The 24,624-nt window shown below is 54.9% G+C and carries 24 protein-coding genes and 1 pseudogene; 8 read left to right on the top strand and 17 right to left on the bottom strand.

Translation table 11 applies throughout. The annotated features are described in order from the left end of the window. Window positions 1-305: 305 nt before the first annotated feature. The 8 genes and pseudogenes from FHW74_RS18435 to FHW74_RS18405 form a co-directional block, all read right to left on the bottom strand. On the bottom strand, window positions 306-1,724 hold the full coding sequence (locus FHW74_RS18435; RefSeq protein ID WP_183171803.1) for an MFS transporter: 1,419 nt from the start codon (window positions 1,722-1,724) through the stop codon (window positions 306-308). 67 nt (window positions 1,725-1,791) lie between these two features. Beyond that, a complete protein-coding gene (locus tag FHW74_RS18430; RefSeq protein WP_183171802.1) occupies window positions 1,792-3,051 on the bottom strand; it encodes an amidohydrolase family protein in 1,260 nt (419 codons plus the stop codon). A 149-nt stretch (window positions 3,052-3,200) separates the two neighbouring features. Continuing rightward, complete coding sequence (locus FHW74_RS18425) at window positions 3,201-4,112, bottom strand: LysR substrate-binding domain-containing protein (protein WP_183171801.1); 912 nt, start codon at window positions 4,110-4,112, stop codon at window positions 3,201-3,203. Window positions 4,113-4,343: 231 nt separating this feature from the next. After that, the gene (locus tag FHW74_RS22925) at window positions 4,344-4,442 is read right to left on the bottom strand and encodes a Hok/Gef family protein (RefSeq protein ID WP_333473298.1); all 99 of its coding nucleotides are present in this window, start codon (window positions 4,440-4,442) and stop codon (window positions 4,344-4,346) included. Beyond that, window positions 4,417-4,473: pseudogene (locus tag FHW74_RS22920) on the bottom strand (hypothetical protein); the annotation flags it as partial. The pseudogene FHW74_RS22920 and the gene FHW74_RS22925, both read right to left, overlap by 26 nt. A 337-nt stretch (window positions 4,474-4,810) precedes the next feature. After that, on the bottom strand, window positions 4,811-5,092 hold the full coding sequence (locus FHW74_RS18415; RefSeq protein ID WP_183171800.1) for a heavy-metal-associated domain-containing protein: 282 nt from the start codon (window positions 5,090-5,092) through the stop codon (window positions 4,811-4,813). Continuing rightward, window positions 5,089-5,445 (bottom strand): mercuric transporter MerT family protein, encoded by a 357-nt coding sequence (locus FHW74_RS18410; protein WP_183171799.1) that lies wholly within the window; start codon window positions 5,443-5,445, stop codon window positions 5,089-5,091. The genes FHW74_RS18415 and FHW74_RS18410 overlap by 4 nt, the downstream gene beginning before the upstream one ends. Further along, a complete protein-coding gene (locus FHW74_RS18405; protein ID WP_183171798.1) occupies window positions 5,423-6,565 on the bottom strand; it encodes a transglutaminase-like domain-containing protein in 1,143 nt (380 codons plus the stop codon). Before FHW74_RS18405 ends, FHW74_RS18410 begins: the two co-directional genes overlap by 23 nt. A gap of 406 nt (window positions 6,566-6,971) precedes the next feature. Between FHW74_RS18405 and nikA the strand changes: the two genes are divergently transcribed. From nikA to fdhF, 8 genes are all read left to right on the top strand, one after another. Then, complete coding sequence (gene nikA, locus FHW74_RS18400; RefSeq protein ID WP_183171797.1) at window positions 6,972-8,492, top strand: nickel ABC transporter substrate-binding protein; 1,521 nt, start codon at window positions 6,972-6,974, stop codon at window positions 8,490-8,492. After that, window positions 8,492-9,436, top strand: coding sequence for a nickel ABC transporter permease subunit NikB (nikB, locus tag FHW74_RS18395; protein WP_183171796.1), 945 nt, complete (start codon window positions 8,492-8,494; stop codon window positions 9,434-9,436). The genes nikA and nikB overlap by 1 nt, the downstream gene beginning before the upstream one ends. Further along, on the top strand, window positions 9,433-10,266 hold the full coding sequence (gene nikC, locus FHW74_RS18390) for a nickel ABC transporter permease subunit NikC (protein WP_183171795.1): 834 nt from the start codon (window positions 9,433-9,435) through the stop codon (window positions 10,264-10,266). The genes nikB and nikC overlap by 4 nt, the downstream gene beginning before the upstream one ends. Beyond that, window positions 10,263-11,024: a nickel import ATP-binding protein NikD gene (nikD, locus tag FHW74_RS18385; RefSeq protein ID WP_183171816.1), complete on the top strand. Its 762-nt coding sequence runs from the start codon at window positions 10,263-10,265 to the stop codon at window positions 11,022-11,024. Before nikC ends, nikD begins: the two co-directional genes overlap by 4 nt. After that, window positions 11,024-11,884 carry a nickel import ATP-binding protein NikE gene (nikE, locus tag FHW74_RS18380; protein ID WP_183171794.1) on the top strand — a complete coding sequence of 287 codons (861 nt, stop codon included), beginning with the start codon at window positions 11,024-11,026 and terminating at the stop codon, window positions 11,882-11,884. The genes nikD and nikE overlap by 1 nt, the downstream gene beginning before the upstream one ends. A 121-nt stretch (window positions 11,885-12,005) precedes the next feature. Continuing rightward, window positions 12,006-12,371, top strand: a complete 366-nt coding sequence (locus FHW74_RS18375) for a type II toxin-antitoxin system RelE/ParE family toxin (protein ID WP_183171793.1) — start codon at window positions 12,006-12,008, stop codon at window positions 12,369-12,371. Further along, window positions 12,358-12,657 (top strand): helix-turn-helix domain-containing protein, encoded by a 300-nt coding sequence (locus tag FHW74_RS18370; protein ID WP_183171792.1) that lies wholly within the window; start codon window positions 12,358-12,360, stop codon window positions 12,655-12,657. The genes FHW74_RS18375 and FHW74_RS18370 overlap by 14 nt, the downstream gene beginning before the upstream one ends. Before the next feature lie 315 nt (window positions 12,658-12,972). Then, a complete protein-coding gene (fdhF, locus tag FHW74_RS18365; RefSeq protein WP_183171791.1) occupies window positions 12,973-15,120 on the top strand; it encodes a formate dehydrogenase subunit alpha in 2,148 nt (715 codons plus the stop codon). 73 nt (window positions 15,121-15,193) lie between these two features. Here fdhF and FHW74_RS18360 read toward each other — a convergent pair whose 3' ends face one another. The 9 genes from FHW74_RS18360 to FHW74_RS18320 form a co-directional block, all read right to left on the bottom strand. Continuing rightward, window positions 15,194-15,991, bottom strand: a complete 798-nt coding sequence (locus FHW74_RS18360; protein WP_183171790.1) for a DeoR/GlpR family DNA-binding transcription regulator — start codon at window positions 15,989-15,991, stop codon at window positions 15,194-15,196. 21 nt (window positions 15,992-16,012) lie between these two features. After that, window positions 16,013-17,500: a xylulokinase gene (xylB, locus tag FHW74_RS18355; protein ID WP_183171789.1), complete on the bottom strand. Its 1,488-nt coding sequence runs from the start codon at window positions 17,498-17,500 to the stop codon at window positions 16,013-16,015. A gap of 36 nt (window positions 17,501-17,536) precedes the next feature. Continuing rightward, a complete protein-coding gene (locus FHW74_RS18350; protein WP_183171788.1) occupies window positions 17,537-18,556 on the bottom strand; it encodes an aldo/keto reductase in 1,020 nt (339 codons plus the stop codon). Window positions 18,557-18,632: 76 nt separating this feature from the next. Then, the gene (locus FHW74_RS18345; RefSeq protein WP_161659926.1) at window positions 18,633-19,589 is read right to left on the bottom strand and encodes an ABC transporter substrate-binding protein; all 957 of its coding nucleotides are present in this window, start codon (window positions 19,587-19,589) and stop codon (window positions 18,633-18,635) included. Window positions 19,590-19,635: 46 nt separating this feature from the next. After that, entirely contained in the window at window positions 19,636-20,685 is a 1,050-nt protein-coding gene (locus FHW74_RS18340; RefSeq protein WP_183171787.1) for an ABC transporter permease, read from the bottom strand. Continuing rightward, a complete protein-coding gene (locus tag FHW74_RS18335) occupies window positions 20,686-22,209 on the bottom strand; it encodes a sugar ABC transporter ATP-binding protein (RefSeq protein WP_183171786.1) in 1,524 nt (507 codons plus the stop codon). It lies immediately after the preceding gene. Window positions 22,210-22,240: 31 nt separating this feature from the next. Then, window positions 22,241-22,666: an L-fucose mutarotase gene (fucU, locus tag FHW74_RS18330; RefSeq protein ID WP_183171785.1), complete on the bottom strand. Its 426-nt coding sequence runs from the start codon at window positions 22,664-22,666 to the stop codon at window positions 22,241-22,243. Between the two features lie 37 nt (window positions 22,667-22,703). Continuing rightward, window positions 22,704-23,573, bottom strand: coding sequence for a tagatose-bisphosphate aldolase subunit GatY (gatY, locus tag FHW74_RS18325; RefSeq protein ID WP_183171784.1), 870 nt, complete (start codon window positions 23,571-23,573; stop codon window positions 22,704-22,706). 3 nt (window positions 23,574-23,576) lie between these two features. Continuing rightward, window positions 23,577-24,617 (bottom strand): zinc-binding dehydrogenase, encoded by a 1,041-nt coding sequence (locus FHW74_RS18320; RefSeq protein WP_183171815.1) that lies wholly within the window; start codon window positions 24,615-24,617, stop codon window positions 23,577-23,579. Between the last annotated feature and the right edge of the window lie 7 nt (window positions 24,618-24,624).

The raw sequence follows: 24,624 nt of genomic DNA, 5'->3' as shown, positions 1-24,624 counted from the left end.
TCGAAATCGCCGAAGCGTTCGCGGGAGGCCGGGGCTGGCGGCATGGATGCCGCCAGAGGGTGCGAGCTACAGGATGTAGCATCGCGCCCGACCCGGAGCCGGACGCGATAAGCTGAGGGTACCGCGAAGCGGCGATTTCGCTCGGGGGAGCCGGGGTCGCCAGGGGGGCGGCGGCGAGCCCCCCTGGCCCGTTCGCGTACACTGGCGCCAGAGACTGACCCGAAAGCCCATGCGAACGGAACAATTCCACTAAACCCACGCGAACGGAACAATTCCACTAAACCCATGCGAACGGAACAATCCCCCTAGCGAGTCCGCCAGGCCTCCCTGGCATTCCCCTTACCTTTCACAGCCTCACCGCCCTTCTCCGGCGTAATCGCCTCCAGCGAATACCCTTTCGTATTCACCCCCCAGGCCAGCAACACCACAACCCCCGCCGCGAGCACCGAAGTCGTCATCGTAAACACCCCGGCAAAACCCAGCGATGCTGAGAACACCCCGATAATCGACGGCGCCATGATGCTGCCCACACGACCAAAAGCGCTGGCGAAACCGCAGCCGGTGGCGCGAATGGCGGTAGGGAAACTCTCCGGCGTATAGGCATACAACCCGGCATAGCAGCCGTTAAGGAAGAATGACAGTACCGCGGCGGCGGCGACAATCGCCCCCGCGCTATCGGCCTGGCTCAGGCACCAGGCGCTGATGGTGCTGCCCACCAGATACAGCGCGATGGTGCGTTTACGGTCGAGCCAGTCGGAGCAGACGGCGGCGGAGAAATACCCGGGTATCTGCGCAATATAAATAATGATCGAGAACTCAAAACTGCGGGTCACAGTGAAACCGCGTTCGACGAGTAATGACGGTATCCAGGCGAAAAATCCGTAGTAGCAGAACGTCACCACAAACCAGATCACCCAGATGACCGTGGTCTGGCGACGCATCGCGCTGCCAAACATGATCACCAGACTCTGAAGCAGGCCCGGCGATGGCGCAGGCGCAACCCTGGGCTCAACCTCACGCGGCGTATCTACTGGCGGCAACGGTTTGCCGGTAGCCGCGATCACCTGGGTCTCCAGCGTTTCGACAATCGCGCGCGCTTCGTCGGCGCGCCCTTTGCCCAGCAGGAAGCGCGGAGATTCCGGCAGGCTGCGGCGCCACCACAGCAGCATCAGGATCGGCAGCGCGGTGATCACCTGCGCATAACGCCAGCCATCTTCAAATTCCGGCACCACAAAGCGGCCCAGCAGCGCGGCCCCGACAAAACCGAATGAGAAGAACCCCGCCAGCGAGCCGATAAACCAGCCGCGTTTTTTCGGGGGGATAAATTCGCTCAGGAACGGCGCGATAATCACGCTTTCCGCCCCGGTACCCACGCCCGCCAGCACGCGGGCGATAACGAAGACCGTAAAGTTGGGTGAAAACGCAGCAACCAGCGTCATCACGCAGTAGATCGCCAGCGCCCAGCACATCACTGTTTTACGGCCATAGCGGTCGCCCACATAGCCCGCCAGTAGCGCGCCAATCAGCACGCCAATCGGTGTGGCAGAGCCTACCAGGCCCAGCTCGGCCCCGCTCAGCGACCAAACGTCGCGCAGGGCGGGCAGTAAAAAAGCAATAATGGCGACGTCCATGCCATCAAAGGTGTATCCCAGTCCACCTATCAACAACAACATGTAATGCGGACGGCTCAACGGGAGCCGGTCGAGACGATGTAACAGTGACATAGGCGCATTCTCATCTTAATAATTGCTGTGTTGGCACGGATGCCGCGTAGTCGGGTGTGTTCGGGAATTAGTCCACTGGCAGGAAGCCCGCGTTTTTCACCGGTTTGCCCTGCTGGAGGATCAGCGGAATGTGTTTGCCCTGGCCGGTCAGCAGGCTGATGTCGTCCAGCGGGTTGCCGTTGACCACGATCAGATCGGCCCAGGCACCCGGCGTCAGGCTGCCGATTTCGCCCTCTTTACGCAGCAGGCGCGCGGCGACAGAGGTGGCGCTGCGGATCACTTCTGCGGCAGGCAGCACGCGGTTACGGATGACAAATTCCTCGGACTGGTGCACGTGCATATCGCCCAGCAGATCGGAGCCATAAGCCATCGGCAAACCGGCTTCGAACATGATTTTCAGGCTGTCGAGGCCGCTTAAGCGCACGTCGTCTATTTTGGCGATGGAGTCTGGTTGCAGGCCGTATTGCTCGCCTTCGTTTTTCAGCATTTCATAGGTCACCAGCGTCGGGCAGGCCATCGCGCCTTTACTGGCGGCGAGCGCGGCGGTTTCCGGGGTGATCAGATTACAGTGTTCGAGAGAGTGGACGCCCGCGTTCACCGCGCGGCGAATGGCTTCATCAGTATAAAGATGGGCGCTGACGTAGGTTTGGGCGTTACGGGCTTCTTCAACGATGGCTTCCAGTTCGGAAACCGAAAAGCTCAGGAAATCGATAGGGTCGCTCGGAGAAGAGACGCCGCCGTTCGCCATCACTTTAATAAACTCGGCGCCGGCTTTAATTTCTTCACGCACCGCGCGGCGCACCTCATCCACACCGTTACAGATGCGGCCCAGCGCGCCAAGCTTTTTGGCATAAAAATCGGCGTTGCGCGAATCATAACGACCGCGATAGTCGGTATGGCCGCCGGTTTGCGACAGCGCTTTTCCACAAATCATCAAGTGCGGGCCGCTAAGCAATCCCTCTTCCAGCGCCTGCTTCAGACCGTAGTCGGCGCCGCCGACGTCACGCACGGTGGTAAAGCCGCGGTTCAACATGCCCTGCATGATCTTCGCGGCGCGGGCGGTAATCAACGAATCCGGCAGCATGGCGTTGTGGCCCAGATTGGCAGAACTGGCGATCACATGAACGTGGCAGTCGATCAGGCCCGGCATCAGTGTCTTGCCTTTTAAATCCACCACGGTGGCGGAGGGCGCGTCGATAGAACCGGCAGAGATCTGGCTGATTTTGCCGTCTTCAACCAATAACTGATGGTTTTTTAGCGCGGTGTCGGAAACGCCATCCACGAGGGTAGCGTTGATAAAGAGTAACGGCGTGTGTTGCGTTGTCATAAGGGTCACGCTCCTGTTGTGATGGCGTTGTGTTACTTCTTGATTACGAATTGGTTAAAAGATTTACAATGTTTAGTTAAAATTCGTAAATGAAAAACACGCATGCCACCATGCGCAGCGATCATGACACGGGTTAAAAAATCGCCTCATCAGGCGTGACGGTTTTGCGCCACATCATCCAACAGCCAACGCTTAAACAACCGCGTGGCGCGGTTCTCATGGCGATGTTGGGAAGTAATCAGGAAAAATCCTCCGCCTTTACTGACGGAAAAATTCGAGGCTTTAACCAGCCGTCCGCTGGCGATCACGCTGTCAATGATGTGACGCCACGCAAGCGCCACGCCGTTGCCGAGACAGGCCATTTCAATCAGCGGCGGATAGTGATTGACGCGCAGCGTCTGGCGCAGCGGCGGGCTGGCGGTGCCGTTGATTTCAAACCATTCCGGCCAGCCAATCCACTGATGTTGCGCGTCCTCCAGCACCAGCAGGGTTTCCTGCTTCAGGGTTTCCGGCGTAAACAGCGGCCTGCCCGCCAGATAGCGCGGCGAACAGACCGGGAACATCTCTTCATCGAACAGTTTTACCGTGTCGAAGTTAATAAGGTTTTCCTGTCGCAGGTAATAAATGCCCAGATCAAATTCGAATGACGTCAGGCGGGTGACGCCGTCGCGCATGATTAAATTGATCTTGATTTCCGGGTGCTGGCGGCGGAATTCGCTCAGGCGCAGCGGCAGCCAGAATTGCGCAATGCCCGATGAGCAGGCCAGGGTGATGTCGTTTTCACCGGCGTTTTTCATTACCTGGGCGGTGGCGTCGGCGCACTCTTCGAGAAAATGGCGGATCTGATGCAGATAACGCTCGCCAGCGGTGGTTAACTCCAGGCCGTGGCGACGGCGGATAAGCAGCGTGCGGCCTAACGAGGCCTCCAGTTGGGCAATCTGGCGGCTGACGGCGCTTTGCGTCAGGCTAAGCTCTTCCCCGGCGCGGGTAAAACTGCCAAGGCGCACGGTGGCTTCAAAGGCAATCAAAGTATTCAACGGGGGCAACGGCGCAATCGACATGGGTTCTGGCCTGGCTGAATCATCGTGGGTCAATAAGACTCTACTAATTAACAGCTTAATGCAAACCCGTTCCGGCGCGTAACAGCTCAAAAGCCGCAACGGCGTCGGCCAGAGCATTCATTGTCAGTAAAAAAGGGCTGCCAGTAACACTGACAGCCCTGTTAAAAGGCGCTTTTGGCTATGCATCAACACATCCGCCTGAAAAGGCGGGGTTTCCCCCGCCTCCAGGTGCTACTTACCAGGTTCGTAAGCCAGTAACGCAGCGACCTCCCTGCTTCCGTCTTTCACCCTCAGCTCGCAGAGCGAACTGCGCGTCAGATACGTGAATATCAACAGTGTCAAACACACCATAAATACACACCAGATCAGGGCGTTTCGCGGCAGTTTCATGCTTTCTTCTCCTTGTCTTGCGACAGGTAAGAGGCTATCCTGATGTTGTTTATGTATAGGGTAGCCTCGTTGGTTAATTGAAAAATTGACCTTCGGGGCTTTCTTCTTTCTGCCGCACAACACCACTTCACTACCCTGCGTTAATGAGGCAAAAAGCCTCAAGCGCCGCCGCCATCATACGCCCGCGTTTGACTGACTCCCGCCGCATCCATGTCCAAAAGTAGAACGCATTAAAAGCGCTTAACCAATTTGCGGCAAAGGTTCCAAAATCGGTAACAAGGGCAGTTATGACGCCGTCGAGAAGGGTTTTACTGCGCTTCGGTATGATTCACCGTAGCGGTATAGCCGGTTTTCGCCACCGCTTTCAGCAGCGTCTCGGTAGGGAACCCTTCAGGGACGATCACTTCAGTCTGGCGGCTTTTCAGGGACGATTTGGCTTTGATTACCCCGTCGGTCTCCCGTAGCGCCTGATTCACGGAGATCACGCATAGCGAACAGGTCATGTTTTCCACATCCAGCACCACTTTTTCATTTCCTGCCTGCGCCCACAGGGGCAGCATCAGGCAAGCGGCTAGCGCGAGTCGTTTCATTCAAATACCTCATAAAACCAGCCGACAACTGTCGGGTAAAACAGGATCAGCAGCATAAACGGCAGCGCCAGACAGTACAGCAAACGCATCTGGCCCAGCGTCAGCCGCCCGGTACACCACAATCTTTTCGAAAACCAGAGCCGCCAGAAGCCGCGCGCGATAAGCCCGAGTGAAAGGGCGATCATCGGGATACGTAAAAACTCCAGCTTCGCAAGCCCGGCAAACCCCGCCGCCGAGATGCCGAACAGCAGATACAGCAGCGGGCCGATGCAGCACAGCCCGGCGGTAACGGCAGCCGCAGCTGCCGTCAGGAGAGTCAATCCCGCGCTTTTAGCGCTGTTCGGTTGAGACATAGCGATAAGAGAATACTTTCGGATCGTAGAAGTTAATTGGGTCGCCATCGACTTCAGCATAGGGATAGCCAAAGTTGTTCATCGCGCCCTGCTCCGTGGCCGGGTAGAGTTCAAAGTCGCGCCCGTAGTTAAAGCCGACCCAGTTCATTTCCCAGTTGCCGAACAGATATGTATTCACCGCCTGCACATCGGCATCTTCATGGGCTTTTTTCTCCGCCAGACGCATTTTGGTCACGTCCGCCGGATCGCACGGCAGCCAGCCGTAGCCCGCCAGATAAAATTCCGCCCGGCAGTGCTGGCCGCCGCTGACGTCAGCCACGCCCTGCTCATCGGCTTTACCAAAAGCGCTTTTCGAGTAGCGCTCAAGCTTGTTGGCTTTGCCCAGGCGGATACCGAACAGTTCACGCGCCGGAATGCCGCTGGCGCGCGCTAGGGCCACGAACACCGAACTCATATCGGTGCATTTGCCGCTGAGTTTGCCGCTTTTCAGGATCGCCGCCACATCGCCGGTACCGCAGCCGATAACGTCGTTATCGCGTTCCATATTCCGGCTAACCCACTCATAAATCAGGCGCGCTTTTTTCAGCGGGTCCTGTTCGCCGTTGGTAATTTTCTGTGCCGTTTCCCGGACCTGGCCATCAACCGGCGTATGGGTGGTTGGCAGCAGATAAGGCTTCACGTCCAGCGGATAAATAATGTGTTCCGGTGCCTGCCAGGTTTTCAGCGCGTCGTGCTTCAGCGGCTCCCAGTCGGCGGTTTCGATTTCAATTTCCACCTTCATCTGCAAATCGCCGCCGGATGTCGGCCAACTGGCGAACAGCGTTTTCGCGCCGTAGCTATTATTGGTGGTGATGTAAGCCTGCTGGTAGTTGCCGCTGAATGTCAGGTTCGTCATCTGCTGAAACGCGGTATCCACCGGCAGTGGGATCCACAGTTTCACCACGCCGCTGGAGCCCTGCGGCGGATTCAGTTTATAGGTTTGCGAAAGCACAAAACGACGGCGCGCAACCGGCGCGGCGGCGGGTTCGGCAGCATGAACCGTCTGGCTGACCACCGAGGGGCCAACTAAACCGGCAGCAGAAAGCAGCACACTATTTTTAAGGAATTGTCGACGTTGCATAGTTATCTGTCTTTTTTGATGGAAGTGAGGCGGCGGCAGCGCGGGCCAAAACCGCAGAGGGTCATCACAGCAGACAGGGACTGGTGGAGAAAGGCGGGTCGATAACTATTCATCAATAACAGACCTGTTAACTGTGAATGAAAACGCCGTTATTAAGCCGCGAACAATAACCTATGTACAGTAGGGATATCAAAAAACCGGCAAATAAATATAAAAAACTGATGATTCGCCGCGAAAAGCGACGGCTAATTATCAGTTTGCCTAAGGTTGATCCAGAACAACGCCCGCGTATGCAGTTTTCATAAAATCATCATACTCATTTTGGGTCCCCCCTTATTCCGCAAGGAGTAGTCCTTTGTTCACTTTACGGCGTTGTTTAACAGTCTTGCTGGCGTGTGTTTCATTGATGGCTGGCGCTGCGACACCGCATGAAATAACTACCGCCTGGCCGGTCAACGTGGGGCCGCTAAATCCCCACTTATATACGCCAAATCAAATGTTCGCCCAGAGCATGGTTTATGAGTCTTTGGTGAAGTATCAGGCCGACGGCAGTATCGCGCCGTGGCTGGCAAGCGCATGGACCCATTCCGCGGACGGCAAACAATGGATTTTCACCCTGCGCGATAAGGTGACCTTTTCCAATGGCGAGCCCTTTAACGCCCAGGCCGCCGAAGCTAATTTCCGCGCGGTGCTGGATAATCGCCCGCGGCATGCCTGGCTGGAGTTGGCGAACCAGATCGTCGGCGTGAAGGCGCTGGATGAACACCGTCTGCAAATCGAGTTAAAAGACGCCTACTATCCGTTTCTGCAAGAGCTGGCGCTACCGCGCCCGTTCCGCTTTATCGCGCCGTCGCAGTTTAAACAGGGCGGAACCAAAAACGGCATTATCGCGCCGATTGGCACCGGTCCATGGGTGCTGCAGGAAAGCAAACTTAATCAATACGATGTGTTTGTGCGTAACGATCATTACTGGGGAGATAAACCAGCGCTGGATAAGGTCACCATCAAAGTGATTGCCGACCCCACCAGCCGCGCGGTGGCGTTTGAAACCGGCGAAATCGATCTGATGTACGGTGACGAGGGGCTGCTGCCGTTGGATACCTTTGAGCGCTTCAGCCATAACCCGCAGTGGAAAACTCAGCTTTCTGCCCCGGTGGAGACCGTGATGCTGGCGCTCAACTCCGCGAGATCCCCCACCCGTGAACAGGCGGTGCGGGAAGCGCTGAACTATGCGGTGGATAAAAAAACCCTGGTCAACAGCGTACTGTACGGCACTCAACAGGTGGCGGATACCCTGTTCGCCCCGAGCGTGCCCTACGCGAATATCGGCCTGACGCCGCGCCACTATGATCCCGAAAAGGCGAAATCCCTGCTGGAAAAGGCCGGTTGGACGCTGCCCCCCGGCCAGCAGATCCGCGAAAAAGCGGGCCAACCGCTGCGCCTGGAGCTGGCGTTTATCGGCACCGATGCCCTGAATAAATCGATGGCGGAAGTGATTCAGGCCAACCTGCGCCAGGTGGGCGTAGAGGTAAAACTGGTTGGCGAAGAAGAGAGCAGCATTGACGCCCGCCAGCGCGATGGCCGCTTCGATATGATTTTCAACAGCACCTGGGGCGCGCCGTTCGATCCGCATGCCTTTATGAGTTCGATGCGCGTCCCGTCCCACGCCGATTATCAGGCCCAGCTCGGCCTGGCGGATAAAGCGCAAATCGACGCGGAAATCGGTCAGATCCTCACCGGCACCGATGAAACTCAGCGCAAAGCGCTGTACCGCGACGTGCTGACCCGCCTGCATCAAAGCGCGGTGTATCTGCCGCTGAGCTACGTTTCCCTGATGACCGTCTCCCAGCCGCAGTGGGGCGCGCTGCCCTTTGCGCCGATGTCCTCGGATATTCCGTTTGAACAGATTAAGCCGGTAACGCCCTGATGCTACGTTATATTTTGTGGCGCGTTGCGCTGCTGGTGCCCATGCTGCTGGCGGCGTCGCTGATTATCTTCCTGCTGCTGCGCCTCGGCAGCGGCGACCCGGCAATGGACTATTTACGGCTGTCCAACCTGCCGCCAACGCCGGAGCTGGTGGCCTCGACCCACGTGATGCTCGGCCTCGACCAGCCTCTGCCGGTGCAGTATGGCCGCTGGCTGTGGAACGCTTTGCATCTCGATTTCGGCGTGTCGTTCGCCACCCAGCGCCCGGTACTGGACGATTTACTGCGCTTTTTCCCCGCAACGCTCCAGTTGGCGGGTTTCGCGCTGGCGTTGATTCTGGTGACCTCAGTGCCGCTCGGCATCTGGGCGGCGCGCTACCGCGACCGGCTACCGGATTACCTTGTGCGGTTAATCGCCTTTCTGGGCGTGTCGATGCCCAACTTCTGGCTGGCCTTTTTGCTGGTGATGCTGTTTTCGGTCCATCTGCAATGGCTGCCTGCGCTGGGTTACGGCGGCTGGCAGCACATCATTTTACCGGCAGTGTCTATCGCCTTTATGTCGCTGGCGATCAACGCGCGCCTCCTGCGCGCCAGCATGCTGGATGCGGCGGGTCAGCGTCATGTCACCTGGGCGAAACTGCGCGGGCTTAGCGATCGGCAAACCGAGCGGCGGCACGTGCTGCGCAACGCCACGCTGCCGATGATAACGGCGGTGGGCATGCATATCGGCGAACTGATCGGCGGCACCATGATTATCGAAAATATCTTCGCCTGGCCCGGCGTCGGGCGCTATGCCGTATCGGCGATTTTTAATCGCGACTACCCGGTGATCCAGTGCTTTACCCTGATGATGGTCGGCGTGTTTGTGATCTGCAATCTCGGCGTCGATCTGCTGAATGCCGCGCTCGATCCGCGCATTCGCCGCCACGAAGGAGCGCACTCGTGAATTTTTTCCGTATGGCGCGCTGGCCGGTGCGCCTGGCGCTGCTCTCTCTGGCGTTGTTGATGACCATCGCCCTGACCAGCCAGTGGTGGCTGCCGTTCGATCCGCTGGCGATAGATTTGCCGCAGCGTCTGCTGCCGCCGGATGGCACCCACTGGCTGGGCACCGACCATCTGGGGCGCGATATTTTCTCTCGCCTGCTGGCGGCGACGCGCGTGTCGCTGGGATCGGTGCTGGCCTGCCTGTTATTAGTGTTGACCCTGGGGCTGGTGATAGGCGGCAGCGCCGGGCTGATGGGGGGGCGTGCCGACCAGTTGATGATGCGTACCACCGATATGTTTATGACCTTCCCCACCTCGATTCTGTCGTTTTTTATGGTGGGCGTGCTGGGCACCGGACTGGTGAACGTGATCCTCGCCATCGCCCTCTCCCACTGGGCCTGGTATGCGCGCATGGTGCGCAGCATCGTGATTTCGCTGCGCCATCGGGAATTCGTGCTGGCGGCCCGGATGAGCGGCGCTAACCGCTGGCATCTCTTCTTTGATCATCTCGCTGGCGCGGTGATGCCCTCGCTGCTGGTGCTGGCGACGCTGGATATCGGCCATATGATGTTGCACGTGGCGGGCATGTCGTTCCTTGGGCTGGGCGTCAGCGCACCCACGCCGGAATGGGGCGTGATGATCAACGACGCGCGCCAGTATATCTGGACCCAACCGATGCAGATGTTCTGGCCGGGCCTGGCGCTGTTTATCAGCGTGATGACCTTTAACCTGCTGGGCGACGCGCTGCGTGACCAACTGGATCCGCATCTTGCCATGGAGCATAGCCACTGATGTCACAACTTGAATTGCACAACATTACGCTGGCAGCAGAGCGCCCGCTGGTGCAGGGCGTGTCGCTGACGCTGCGCTCGGGGCGCGTGCTGGCGCTGGTCGGCGGCAGCGGCAGCGGGAAATCCCTCACCTGTGCCGCCGCGCTGGGCGTACTGCCCGCCGGGGTGCGGCAAACCGCGGGCGAGCTGGCGCTGAATGGGCAGACCGTAACCCCGCAATCGCTGCGTGGCAGGCAGGTGGCGACCATCATGCAGAACCCGCGCAGCGCCTTTAATCCGCTGTTCACCATGGCGACTCACGCCAGAGAAACCTGCCGGGCGCTGGGCAAAAGCCTGGATGACGCCGTGCTTATCGCCACGCTGGCGTCCGTTGGGCTGGAAGAGGCCGAGCGGGTGCTGGAGCTCTACCCGTTTGAGATGAGCGGCGGGATGCTCCAGCGCATGATGATTGCCCTGGCGGTGCTGAGCGATGCGCCGTTTATTATCGCCGACGAACCGACGACCGATCTCGACGCGCTGGCGCAGGCGCGCATTCTGGAACTGCTGGAGGATCAGATGCGCCAGCGCGCGCCTGGCATGTTGCTGGTCACCCATGATATGGGCGTGGTGGCGCGGCTGGCTGACGAAGTGGCGGTGATGGAAAACGGCAAAATTGTCGAACGGGGCGACGTACAAACGCTGTTTCGCGCGCCGCAGCACCCGGTGACCCGCAATCTGGTATCGGCGCATCTGGCGCTGTATGGCATGGAGTTAGCGTGATGGCACTGTTATCGGTTTCGAACGTTTCGCACCGCTACGGGCGGATGGGGCTGACCGGCGCACACCATCATCAGGTGCTGACCGGTATTTCGCTGGCGATTAGCGAAGGTGAAAGCGTAGCGCTGCTGGGCAGTAGCGGCTGCGGGAAAAGCACCCTGGCGCGTCTGCTTATTGGCCTGGAATCCCCGAGCGCGGGCGATATTTGCTGGCGTAACAAGCCCCTTTCCACGCTGAAAGGCGACGAGATGCGCGCTTTTCGCCGCGAAATCCAGATGGTGTTTCAGGACGCCATCAGCGCCGCCAACCCGCGCCGCACGGTGAGCGAAATTATCCGTGAACCGCTGCGGCACTTATTGAAACTCTCTGGCGCACAGCAAAATGAACGCATTGCGCGGGTGATGGCGGCGACCGAACTGGACGCCGGTTTACTGGATAAACGCCCACCGCAGCTGAGCGGCGGCCAGCTTCAACGGGTGTGCCTCGCCCGAGCGATGATTGTCGAGCCGAAGCTGTTAATTCTCGACGAAGCGGTGTCGAATCTGGATTTGGTGCTGCAGGCGAACATCATTCAGCTACTGAAAAACCTCCAGCAGCAGTACCACACCGCCTGCCTGTTTATCACCCACGATTTGCGTCTGGTGGAGCGCTTTTGCCAGCGGGTACTGGTGATGGATAGCGGCGAAATTGTCGAAACCCTGCCGGTGACCACGCCAATGGCGTTTGCCAGCGCCCCAGGCCAGGCGCTGCAACGCGCCGTGCTGCCTGCCTTCCCCATCCGCCGCGAACCGCGCGGGCCGGGACTCACGCTGGTTAGCGATAATGCTGCGCCCGCGTCGAGGCCGCGTTTGATTAGCGCGTGACGGCGGTGAGTTAACATCGCTATACCTGACAACAGTAGTAAAAAAGTCAGAAATTTGCGCATAGTAGCCATAGCCAAAAAGCTATAACTTTGCTATAGCTTATTTGCTATGGAGTGGCACCATGTGGGAAGTCATCACTACCGATGTTTTTGATCAGTGGTTGTTCGCACAGAACCAGGGATTACGTGAAGATGTACTGGCAGCAATGCATATTCTTGAGGAGTTTGGTCCCCATTTGGGACGCCCTTATGTCGATACGCTTCATGGTTCCATTTTCCCGAATCTGAAGGAGCTACGTATTCAACATGAAGGAAATCCTGTTCGTGCGTTTTTTGCTTTCGATCCACTGCGCCGCGCCGTCGTACTTTGCGCTGGCGATAAAACAGGCGTGAACGAAAAGCTTTTTTACAAAACGATGATCCGCCAGGCCGAAGCGGAATATCGTCGTTATCTATCGCAAGAGGAGAAAAATGATGTCCACACTTAAACAACTCATGGCTAAAGAGAGCCAGGAAAGCCAACGGCGCATCCTCGAGAAAGCGGACATTATTCGTCATGAAATTGCCCTGAATGCGTTACGGGAGGCGCTGAATATTTCGCAAACCGAACTGGCGCAAATTCTGGGAATTTCGCAACCCACCCTCGCTAAAATTGAAAAACCGCAGAATGATTTACGGCTTTCCACGCTCAAACGTTATGTCGATGCGCTCGGCGGTGAGTTAAGCATCAATATTAAACTGCCCACAGGGCAACAGATGGGCTTTCATCTTTAGTACTTCGCATTCCCTTTCCCTTTTACTTATCCCCCCGGGGAGGTTTTAACCTCCCCTGATACCGCTCTACATCAAAGCGTCTCCGTCGGCGTCGGGGTTAGGATGCCATGTCAGGCCGTCTGTCGATGCGGGTCAAAGTGATAATAATGACATGACACTTTTGTCGAATTCTCCCCATCGCTCATCAGCCCGTTTTATTTATCTATCAATTTCAACGCATTAAACAAAACAATCTTTGTGGCATGGATTATGCATTAAAGAGTCGTTGAGAAGGTAAAGACGTTTTGCAAGAACACGATTAACTGGAGAGCCAGGATGAAAAAAGTCGTCACGGTTTGCCCGTATTGCGCGTCGGGGTGCAAGATCAACCTCGTCGTCGATAATGGCAAAGTCGTTAAGGCGGAACCGGCGCAGGGTAAGACCAATCAGGGGGATTTATGCCTGAAAGGGTATTACGGGTGGGATTTTATCAATGACACCCAGATCCTGACGCCACGCCTTAAATCGCCTATGATCCGTCGCCAACGCGGCGGGAAGCTGGAAGCCGTTTCCTGGGATGAGGCGCTGAAGTATGTCGCCGATAAGCTCAGTACCATCAAAGCCAAATACGGTCCGGACGCCATTATGACCACCGGTTCGTCCCGTGGTACCGGCAACGAAACCAACTACATCATGCAAAAATTCGCGCGCGCCGTTATTGGAACCAATAACGTCGATTGCTGCGCACGTGTCTGACACGGCCCATCGGTTGCAGGTCTGCACCAGTCGGTCGGTAATGGCGCGATGAGTAACTCCATCGTTGGCATCGAAGATGCTGATTTAGTGTTTGTGTTTGGCTATAACCCTGCTGATTCTCATCCGATCGTCGCCAACCGCGTGATCCGGGCGAAACAGAAAGGGGCGAAAGTGATTGTCTGCGATCCGCGTAAAATCGAAACCGCGCGTATTGCCGATATGCACCTGGCGTTAAAAAACGGCTCGAATATCGCGCTGTTAAACGCCATGGGCCATGTGATTATCGAAGAAGATCTGTATGACCACGCGTTTGTCGCGGCGCGTACTGAAGGCTTCGAAGAGTATCGCAAAATCGTTGAAGGCTATACGCCGGAATCCGTGGAAGAGATCACCGGCGTAAAAGCCAGTGAGATCCGCCAGGCCGCGCGGATGTACGCGAAATCCGAACGTGCCACCATCCTGTGGGGCATGGGCGTGACGCAGTTCTATCAGGGTGTGGAAACGGTACGCTCGTTGACCAGCCTGGCGCTGCTGACCGGCAACCTCGGCAAGCCGAGCGTGGGCGTCAACCCGGTGCGTGGGCAAAACAACGTTCAGGGTGCCTGCGATATGGGCGCGCTGCCGGATACCTATCCGGGCTACCAGTACGTGAAGTTCCCGGAACACCGGGAGAAGTTCGCCAAAGCCTGGGGCGTGGCTGAGTTGCCAGCGCATACCGGTTATCGCATTAGCGAACTGCCGCACCGCGTTGAGCATGGCGAAGTGCGCGCGGCGTACATCATGGGCGAAGATCCGCTGCAAACCGATGCCGAGCTGTCAGCGGTGCGCAAAGCCTTCGAAGGGCTGGATCTGGTGATCGTTCAGGATATCTTCATGACCAAAACCGCCGCGCAAGCGGATGTGATTTTGCCGTCCACCTCGTGGGGGGAACATGAAGGGGTATATACCGCCGCCGACCGCGGATTCCAGCGCTTCTTTAAAGCGGTGGAACCGAAGTGGGATCTGAAAACCGACTGGCAGATCATCAGTGAAATCGCCACCCGTATGGGCTATGCGATGCACTACAACAACACCAAAGAGATTTGGGATGAACTGCGCGGACTGTGCCCGGACTTCTACGGCGCCACCTATGAGAAAATGGGTGAGCTGGGTTATATCCAGTGGCCGTGCCGTGATGTCTCCGAGGCCGATCAGGGAACCGACTATCTGTTCGAGGAGAAATTCTCCACGCCCAACGGTCTGGGTCAGCTCTTCACCTGCGACTGGGCGCCACCGCTCGATCGCGTGAATGACGAATACCCGATGGTGTTGTCGACGGTGCGTGAAGTGGGCCACTACTCCTGCCGTTCCATGACCGGCAACTGCGCCGCGCTGGCCGCGCTGGCGGATGAACCGGGCTACGCCCAGATCAACACCGCCGATGCCGCCCGGCTGGGCATTCAGGATGAAGCGCTGGTGTGGGTGAATTCACGTAAAGGTAAAGTCATTACCCGCGCTCAGGTGAGCGATCGCCCGAACAAAGGCGCGGTATATATGACTTACCAGTGGTGGATTGGCGCCTGTAATGAGCTGGTAACGGAAAACCTCAGCCCGATTACCAAAACGCCGGAGTACAAGTACTGTGCGGTGCGCGTTGAACCGATTGCCGATCAACATGCGGCAGAGCAGTACGTGATCAATGAGTACAACAAGCTAAAACGCCATCTGCGGGAAACCGCAATGGGCTAAGCGTTAGCTGATGATAAAAAGCCGGACAGTTTTCACTGACCGGCTTTTTTATGTGACAAATAACGCGGCGACGTTAAACAATAATCACATCAATATTTCTGCTTTCCAGCAGTGTGACTATTTCACGGCTGATGCCATCATCAGTAATTAATATGTCAATATCGCTAATCGGCAATACCGGATTAAAACCAATCCGGCCAAATTTGGTTGAATCAAGTACCGCCACCACTCTTTTCGCCGCTCGCGCCATAACCTTACTGATGGCATAACCCTCGTTAAAGGTGGTGATGCCTTTATCAATATCAATACCGTCGGCACCAATAAACAGATAATCCGCAACGATGCCTTTTAATACCGATTCGGCATGCATACCGTGAAAAGAACGGGTTTTATGGCGAAACGTTCCCCCGCATAGCACCAGCGTGATGTGCTGATTAATCGACAGCACTTCCGCAGCGGGTAAATTATTAGTGACGACGATTAAATCGGCGGCATCCGCTAATTGTTGGGCAATTTTTAAGGTGGTACTTCCGCTGTCGATAATCACGCTATTGCCGGTGGAAACCAGGCGCGCGGCGGCATTGGCGATGCGGGTTTTCGCATCGGCAGAGAGCAGCGCGCGGTCTTCCAGTTTCACTTCGTTATGACTATCGCTATTCCCGTTGGGCTTTCCGGTCAGCGCCCAGTTATTTATTTGATTAGTCGCCCCGCCGTGAAAACGAATAAGCAGCCCCTGGGTTTCCAGCTCCCGTAAATCGTTGCGGATAGTGACCTCGGAAATACCAAACTTATTTGCCAGATGCGCCACCTGCACACTGCCCTTTTCCGTCAGCGCGGCCAGAATTTGATTCCTTCGTTCCACCAGATGCATCGTTTCGCGTCCCCGCTGTTTTTATGTGGGCATATTTTGATGATAGCGATCATAAATGGGCTGATAGATCGCCCGCTGCTGCGGACAGGGCAGTATAACGTCACGCCCAATATCGCGCAGTGATGCGGGTAATATCCCGTGCAGCGGAATCATGTCGCCTGGCTGCTGAATATTCTCATGGCACCAACGGGCCTGTAATGCCGCGCCTAACGCGCCAGCGTCGCTTACCGTTGGGCGGATGACCTCAATGCCGCTGATATCGGCAATTAACTGGCACCAGGCCCGGCTATTGGCCCCGCCGCCAATCACCCGCAGCTGCCCGAAATGCAATCCGCACTGCTGGAATATTTCGATGCCTTTACACAGTTTAAAGGTCACGCCTTCCACCACGCTGCGCAATAAATTGGCTTTATTAAAATTGCGGCTGGTGATGCCCATTACGCTGGCGGTAGCGTCCGGGCGATTCGGCAGACGCGCGCCGTTCAGCCACGGGTAGCACCACAGCCCCCCTGCCCCCGGCTCGCTGTTAATGAGATAATTTTCAAATTCCGCCAGCGGAATATCCATCACTGTGCGAAAGGCATTGATGGCGTTGGTCACGTTCATGGTGCTGACCAACGGCAACCAGCCGCCGGAGGAGGAACAGAAGGCGTTAATATCCGGATGCTGCTGGGTTTCGATTTGCTGCGCGGCGTGAGTAAACAACGTGCCCGAGGTGCCGAGACTCATGGTCAGAATGCCGGGTTCAATATTGCCGGTGCCGATGGCGGACATCATATTGTCGCCGCCGCCGCTGGAAACCGGGATACCTTCCGGCAGCCCCAACAGCGCGGCGCTGGCGGCGCAAAGAAACCCGGCGGGCTGATGAGCTTCAATCAGCGGCGGCAGTTTCGCCATCAATAGCGGATCGATGGCGTCCACCACCTCTTTGCACCAGCGGCGGTTAAAAGTATCAAACCAGCCGGTGCCCGATGCATCGCCATATTCCGCGCAGTAGCGACCGGTCAGCCAGTAATTAACATATTCATGGGGCAGAAAGAGTTTCGCGATGCGCTGATACGCCTCAGGCTCATGCTCTTTCACCCACAATAACTTAGCGAGCGTAAACGCGACGGGAATATGGATGCCGGTGAAATGGGCCACCGGTGCGCCTTTCGCGGCGTGAAACCGCGTCAAAAATGCGTTCAGTTCCGGCACCGTTTCGGTATCGCACCACAACTTTGCCGGGCGGATAAGCGCATCCTGTTCATCCAGCAGCACTAAACCGTGCTGCTGTCCGGATACGCCCATCGCCGCAATCTGCTCAGGCGCGATCGCCGCGTTGGCAATAACCGCCTGAATCCCTTTTTTTATTGCGTCCAGCCAGGCGGCGGGATGCTGTTCTTTTTGCCCCGGGCGATCGCTGATGAGCTCACAGGTGTGGTAGCTGGATGCCACCACCCGTTCCATTTCAGCATCCCACAGTAAAACCTTGGTGCCCTGCGTGCCACAGTCGATGCCCAGATACATAGTCAATTCCCCGGTGAAGAGTCAGTGTCGCGTGGGTTATTTGACGATAACGCCGTCAAGATCCCACAGGTCTTCCCAACCTTTGGCGTGTTCCCATAAGAACACCTGACCTTTGATTAACCGGTTATTGCGATCGATACCGGCAATCGCCGCCATCTCCTCATCGGTTAACGGGTCTTGCGTAATGCAGGTGATGTTGCCGTAGATCTGATCTTTATGAACCGAGAACGGGATCGGGATATGGCCGCGCTGCACCGCCCACTTGATGCAGACAATCGCCGGATGAACACCCAGGCGATTTGCAATCTCTACAATCACCGGATCTTCAATATCGCAAGTATCGTCTTCGGTGCGGTCGCGATCCGGACGCATCGGCGAACCAATCGGGCAGAAGCCGATCGGCTGGATCTCCCTGGCGACCAGGTAGTCATACAGTTCCTGCTGCTGAAAATGCGGATGGATTTCCATTTCGTTAACCACCGGGCGGATTTTGCAGTCGCGCAGCAGCAGTTCCATTTTGGCAATGGTCATGTTGGAGGTGCCGATGCTTCGCACCAGGCCCATCTCCACCAGTTGCTCCATTTGCGCCCAGGTCTTCATAAAGCGCTCGTGGGAATAAGGCGTCGCGTCCGGGCTACGGGAATCCACGCTACAGCCAGGCGCGTGATAGTTAGAGAACGGCCAGTGCACTAAATACAGATCGAGATAGTCGAGTTTGAGGTCCGCCAGCGACTTTTTGCACGAGGCGATCACGTCGTCATGCTGGTCATTCCAGACTTTCGAGTCGATATACAGCTCAGAACGGCTCACGCCGCTTTGCATGATCCTGGCAAAGACCTCACCAATCATACTTTCATTGCCGTAGACCGAAGCGCAGTCAAAGAAGCGGAAACCGGCTTCGGCGGCGTGAAATACACCCTCTGCCACCTGTTGTGCGGTAAAACGGTCAGAGCCGAAGGTGCCCATGCCAATACCGGGGATCTTATAGCCATTCGCTAAGGTTTTATAAGGAATGGCTTCCTGCGCGGGTGCGACTACGTTTGATAAGTTGCTCATTTCTCACGGCTCTATGAAGAAGTTATCGTTATTCCCGTTCATCGGGCCGCTTAAGCAGCCCGATGAACGGCGTGAATTAATACAGAACAGCCTGGGCTTCCGGGGAATCGATATTGTTTTTATCGATGTACACCACGCCGGTATCGATGACTTTGTCGACTTTTTGCTGGTTCAGAATATGGTCGATGGTCTCAACGCCTTTTTTACCCATCTGATAAGAGGACTGAACGATAATCCCGTTCAGGGTTCCGTCACGGACGAAATGCTGCAGCGCGGCGTTACCGTCAAAACCGACGGCCACCACTTTGCCGCTATAGCCCAGCTGTTTAATGGCGCGCGCCATACCGACCGCAGTCGGCTCGTTAGCCCCAAACAGTGCGGTAATATCTTTGTTGGAGGAGAGCGCGTCGATGGTCTGGTTCAGCGCCGTGGCCATGTCCGCCTGGGAATAGAAGGGGCCAATCATGTTTAATTTCGAATCGGCTTTAATCACGTCGGTAAAGCCGCCGACACGTTCAATGGCGCTGCCTGCGCCCGGCGTAAAGGACATCACGCTGACTTTCCCTTCCTGGCCGTTGGCTTCAATCAATTTCTGTGCGGCCAGGGCGCCCGCTTTACGGTTATCGGTAGAGAGGAAGGACTGGTAATATTTTGCGCCTTTTTCGCCTAATGAGGAGTCAATCAGCACCACCGGAATACCGTTTTCCCAGGCCTTTTTCACCGCCGGGATCAACGCGTCCGGATCGGACGGCGCAAGGACAATACCGGATACGCCGCGGTTAATGGCGTTATCCACCATATTCACCTGCTCGGCGACCTGCGTTTCCGCTTCCGGGCCCTGGAAGGTCACTTTATATTTGTCTTTAAATTCGCTACCCGCGTCCGTGGCGCCTTTATTCACGTTTTGCCAAAAGTTAGAGTTAGCCGTTTTAACGATAACCGCAATTTCATTTGATTTGGCGAACGCAGCCGATGTGCTCATCGAAATTGCCGCCGCCAAACCCAGCATTGCAAATGTTGCTAATTTCTTCATGAACGTGTTCCTTATTATCTTATGTGTAGTGGTACTACGGTTAATGTCATTTCACCGAAGGATTAACCTGTGGCTTTTTATTACTGACTTTTTGCTTTACGGATTTTTTGGTTGCCGGACGCTGGCGGATCTGGTCATAGGCCACCGCCAACAGAATCACGCTGCCGATAATAATTTGCTGAACGAAGAACGATACGCCGTTCATATTCAGGCCATTACGCAGCACGCCGATAATAAACGAACCGATTAAGGTGCCCGGAATGGTGCCGACGCCACCCATTAACGAGGTGCCGCCCACCACCGCACTGGCAATCGCATCCAGTTCATACATCATCCCGCCGTTCGGCTGGGCAGTCACCAGGCGAGAGGCGATAACCACGCCGCACAACCCGGCAAACGTGCCGCTGATGATGTAGGCCACTAATTTGACCTGATTGGTTTTAATGCCGGACAAACGCGCCGCTTCTTCGTTAGAGCCAATCGCGTATAAATAACGGCCCATGCGCATTTTGGTTAAGGCGAAAGTAAACAGCACCGCCGCGACAATCATTAAAATTACCGGGTAAGGAATGCCGGGGAAAATCACCTGCGGTAAACCGTTATCCCCTTCCTGAACGATGCGGAACAGCGAGCCGTTGCCCAAATCGCCGAAGGATTCCGGCATACCGGACACCGGCGCGGCATTGGTGACGTACAGCGCCAGGCCGCGCAGGATCATCATGGTGCCAAGGGTGGCGATAAACGGCGGCAGACGGAACGTCGTCACCAGAATGCCGTTCGCCAGGCCGCAGGCGCTGCCGGTCAGCACGCCAAGCAGCAGCCCCATGCTGACCGGCACCCCGGCATTTACCGCCAGGCCTGCCGCCACGCCGGAGAGCGCCACCACTGAACCGATACTCAGATCGATGCCGCCGGTCAAAATAACGCAGGTCACGCCAATACCGATAAAGGCGATAGTCGAGGTTTGCAGGCCCACCGTCATGATGTTATTGACGGAGAAGAAGCTGTCGCTGGTAAAGGAAAAGATAATAATCAGTAGCAGTAAACCGCCCAACGCAGTCAACTTCTGCAATAAAAGTTTTCTTTTATCGTTCATTTAAGCTAACTCCTGTTCGGTGACGTACATATTTTTCACTCCTGTCGCGTACTGCATGATCTCTTCCTGGCTGGTGTCTTTGGTTTTTAATACCGCCGTCATCTGCCCTTCCTTCATGATCACCACGCGATCGGTCATGCCCAATATTTCCGGCAGTTCTGATGAGATCATGATGACGCCGATCCCCTGGTCCGCCAGTTCATCCAGTAATTCATAAATGGCATATTTCGCGCCGACGTCGATCCCCCGGGTTGGCTCATCAAAAATCATGATCCTGGCGTCGCGGAATAACCATTTCGCAATAACCACTTTCTGCTGGTTACCGCCGCTGAGGTTTTTAACAATCTGCTCAATGTGCGGTGTTTTGATACTTAATTTTTTTATGTATAAATCGCATGCCACTTTTTCTTTGATGCCGGAAATCACGCCCCACTTACTACAGACTTTATCCAGCGCCGCCATCATCACATTGCTTTTCACCGACATATCCACCGCCAGACCATTTAACTTACGGTCTTCCGATAAATAGGCGATGCCGGCTTTAATGGCGTCGTTCGGGCTGGTAATGGTAATTTCTTTATCGAAAGAAACTATCTGCCCGTCATCCAGCGTTTCCGCGCCAAAAATCGCCCGCGCCAGTTCGGTTCGTTTCGCGCCGACCAGGCCGGTGATGCCGAGAATTTCCCCTTTCATCAGGTCAAAATCGATACCTTCAAAGACGCCGAAACGGCTGGCGTTCTGAATCGATAAAATCACCTTATCTTCCGCCTGTGATTTGCGCGTCGGGAAATGATTATCCAGCGAACGCCCGACCATTTTGGTGATAATTTCATCCATGGTGATGTCGGCAAATGGATGGTCAGAAATATAGGTTCCGTCGCGAAAAATGGTAATATGATCGCAAATGCGCTTTAATTCTTCCATGCGATGAGAAATATAAACGATACAAACATCGCGGCTTTTTAATTTCTCAATCAGCTGGAAAAGTTTATCAATTTCTTTTTTCGTTAATGCCGAAGTCGGTTCATCCATAATTAAGACTTCAACATCAAACGACAGCGCTTTAGCAATTTCCACCATTTGCTGTTTCGCCACCGACAGGGTGTTAACGATATCTTTTGGCGAAACATCAATATCAAACATTTCCAGTAATTTAGCGGATTTCTCTTCCATTAAGGCAAAATCCACCAGCCCGTTTTTTAACGGCTCGCGCGCCAGAAAAATGTTTTCCGCCACACTAAGATGCGGAACTAAGTTAAGTTCCTGGAAGATCATGCTGATACCACTTTTCTGCGCTTCCAGCACCGAATCAAACGCAACTTCTTTATCTTTATAGTAAATGGTCCCTTCATCTGCGGCATGTACGCCAATCAACACTTTCATTAATGTCGATTTACCCGCACCGTTTTCGCCCATTAAAGCGTGAACTTCCCCTTTACGTAGCTGGAAATTCACATTTTTAAGTGCGTGAACACCGGCAAATGATTTGGATATATTTCTCATTTGCAATATGGCTTGCTTCATGAAAAACTCCGGAAAAAAGAGAATAAGAGGATTAACATTCCACTGGCGTAACGCCTTTCTTCAGAAGAATGTTTCCATATTTCCGCGTTGAGGAAGTGATCACCACGCAACTGGCTTTTTGCGCTCTTTCATAAAAAGCAAAGCGGTCGATAAAGGTAATTTCCTGGTTTTTTGGCAACACCGATTTATAATCATCAATTAACCCTGGCGGTAATTCATCACCCGCGCTCGCGGACATCATTACAACAGCATCGGTAACGTAGCTGTCTAACTCAAAAAGCGGCATTATTGCTTTTAGTAATTGTTCCACCTGATTACCATCAGCGCGAATAACATTTTCATTCACCGAGTGAGCCGGGAAATGCGCATCGCTCAAAACAATTTCGTCGCCGTGACCCATACAATATAGCGTATAAAGCAATTCAGGAGAGAGACGGGGATCAATATTTTTAAGCATGATTGCTCCAGTATTAATAAAAATCGCAAATATGTTTTTAGGCGCAGGAATAAATACGCCCGGCGCTGCCGCAGGTCATAATTTTATGGCGTACGACATCGGCCATGGCCGCTTTCGCCAACTGGTTATATTCGCGCGGATCGGTAGAACCTGGCTTTTCAAGGAAAAAGGATTTTAATGTTTCCGCGAAAGCTAATTTAAGATCGGTGGCGACATTGACCTTACTTATCCCCAATTCAATGCATTTTTTCACATCGCTATCGGGAATACCGGATGCGCCATGCAGCACCAGCGGAATGTCCACTAATTTGGCGATTTTCTGCAACCGCTCAAAATCCAGCTTTGGCGTGGACTTATACAGACCATGCGCCGAGCCAATTGCCACGGCCAGCGAGTCGATGTTGGTTTGCTCAACCAGCAAGCGCGCGTCCTCCGGGTTGGTATAAGGATCGGCCACTTCATCGACAATCAAATCATCTTCCTGACCGACAAGTTGACCAATTTCCGCTTCCACGCTGCACCCGTAGTAATGGCATAATTCGGTGACTTTACGCGTAATAGCAATATTCTCTTTCAGCGGCATGGCGCTGCCATCAATCATTGCCGAACGGATCCCGGCGCGAATTTTGCTGTGAATATCTTCGAAATCATGGTGATGGTCGAGATGCACGACCACCTGCTGATTATTTTCCGCCGCCATAGATTCCACAATGGCGATGATTTGCTGCACCCCGGCATAACTATAGGTGCCCGGCGTACCGGCTAAAATAACCGGCGATTCCAGTTCTTTGGCAATGGTTAATACCACCTGAATAGTTTCCAGGTTATGAATATTAAAAGCCGGTACGGCATAACCAAATTTACGGGCATGATTAAGCAAATAGCTGCTGTTAATAATATGGTTCATTGATTACTCCCAGTGCAGTAGAATTTTGCCGTTTGCCGGACCGCCCTGTAATGCCATCACCTGCTCGACATAGTCATTTTCATTCACGATGCAGTTAATCAGCGGGTCGATTTGTATTTGCCCGTTACGGAACATGTCAATGGTCAAGCGCCATTCATCACCGGGGAATGGCGCGGAATAATTCATCCAGCTGCCGAACACCCATAATTCTTTGCGCAGGATTTGCTCATATTCGGTATAGGTCAGCGCGAGGTCTTTATGCAGCGTACCGATTAATGCGACCTGCGCCCGGGGGCCAGCTATTTTTAATGCCAGTTTAAAAGTCTGCGGCGTACCGGCGGTTTCCAGAATGAGCTGGTCGAAACGGATATCAGCGAGGAACGCGGCTTCTTCCAGCGCATTCTCTTGCGCCACGTTGATAACGTGATCTGCGCCAAGTTGCTTCGCCAGTTCTAAACGCTCGTTATTAATATCTACCGCCGTGACGGATTTAGCGCCAAGCGCTTTGGCGCTTTGCATCGCCAGTAAGCCAATGGTGCCGACGCCCAACACAATGACATTTTTATCCTGGCAACCGCCCGCCATTAATATCGGATGCACGCCCACGGTGACGGGTTCAAAAAATGCGCCCTGCAACGGCGTTACGCCTTCCGGTAATAAAAAGCAGCTGCTTTCCGGCATGGTGACGTATTGCGCATTGCCGCCCGGCAGACGGGAGCCGACAAATGAATACCCCTTCCCTAAGGAATAAAATCCACGCTGGCATTCCGGCGCTGAGAAATTGGGGATCAAGGGTACACAGCAAATGTTGTCGCCTTCTTTTACCGAGCTAACCTTGCTGCCGGTCGCGACTACCCTGGCCGAGAACTCATGGCCTAAGCGCACCGGGTAAAAATGCGCGCCGTGGTGAAAAATACGCGGAATATCGGAGCCGCATAGCCCGGAATAGATGACTTTGACCAGCACATCATATTCGCCGTATTCGGGGATCTCGGTTTCACGAATTTCCAGTTGGTTATTTTCCGGGATCACTATCTCTTTCATGGTTGTC

Source organism: Atlantibacter sp. RC6 (assembly GCF_014193285.1).
In the GTDB taxonomy this organism is placed as follows: Bacteria; Pseudomonadota; Gammaproteobacteria; order Enterobacterales; family Enterobacteriaceae; genus Atlantibacter.
This window is presented reverse-complemented; position numbering and strand designations above follow the sequence as displayed.